The 928-nt window shown below is 64.9% G+C and carries 1 pseudogene; it reads right to left on the minus strand.

Annotated elements, in window-relative coordinates:
• Nucleotides 1–15: 15 nt before the first annotated feature.
• Nucleotides 16–898: pseudogene (locus PV761_RS24200) on the minus strand (IS5 family transposase).
• Nucleotides 899–928: the final 30 nt, after the last annotated feature.

Raw genomic sequence — 928 nt, forward strand, 5'->3', positions numbered from 1 at the left:
CTAGGGCGTGTCTCCTTATTGGCGTAGCCAGATGACGACTGCGTAGAGGACGACGCCGGCACGGTAGGTCAGTGCGAGTTTGTCGTAGCGGGTGGCGATGGCGCGCCATTGTTTGAAGAGGCTGAAGGATCTTTCGACGGTGTTGCGGCCTTTGTAGGTCTCTGAGTCGAAGTTCACGGGCCGCCCGCCGCGTGATCCGCGGCGCTTGCGGTGTCCGATCTGGTCGGATGGTTCCGGGATGACGGCTTTGATGCCCCGTTCGCGCAGCATGGCACGGTTCGCCCGGGACGAGTAGGCCTTATCTCCCATTACGGCGTCGGGGCGGGTTCTGGCGCGGCCGCCGCCGATGCGGGGAACCCGGACTGCTTCCATGACGACGGGGAACATGGGCGAGTCGCCGCCCTGTCCGGGGCCAAGAATCATCGCCAGCGGCCGGCCCTTGCCGTCGCAGGCGTGGTGGATCTTGGTGCTCAGCCCGCCCCTGGAGCGGCCGATGGCGTGGTCAGGCGGTTCGGCAAACAGTTTCTTGTAATTCGGGAGTTCCCCCTGTGGTGCGGGGAAGGTTCGACCCGTGCTGGTGGGCTCGGTTGATGGTCGAGTCCACCGAAACGGTCCAGTCGATCAGTCCGGCTGCGTCCGCTTCGGCCAGTAGCCGTGCGTGGATCCGGTCCCACGTGCCGTCGGAGGCGAAACGGCGGTGCCGCTTCCATACTGTTTGCCACGGACCGAACTCCGCCGGCAGATCCCGCCAGGCAATACCGCACCGATACCGATAAATGATGCCTTCAACGACCTGGCGGTGGCCCCGGAACGGCCGACCCCGCCGCCCGTCAGAACAGGGCAACAACGGCTCGATCCGGGACCACTGATCATCACTCAAAACAGAAGTTCGCGACACCCCTCAAGCATTCCAGCCAGCACGCCACCG

The sequence above is a fragment of the Arthrobacter sp. CC3 genome (assembly GCF_039907775.1).
In the GTDB taxonomy this organism is placed as follows: domain Bacteria; phylum Actinomycetota; class Actinomycetes; order Actinomycetales; family Micrococcaceae; genus Arthrobacter.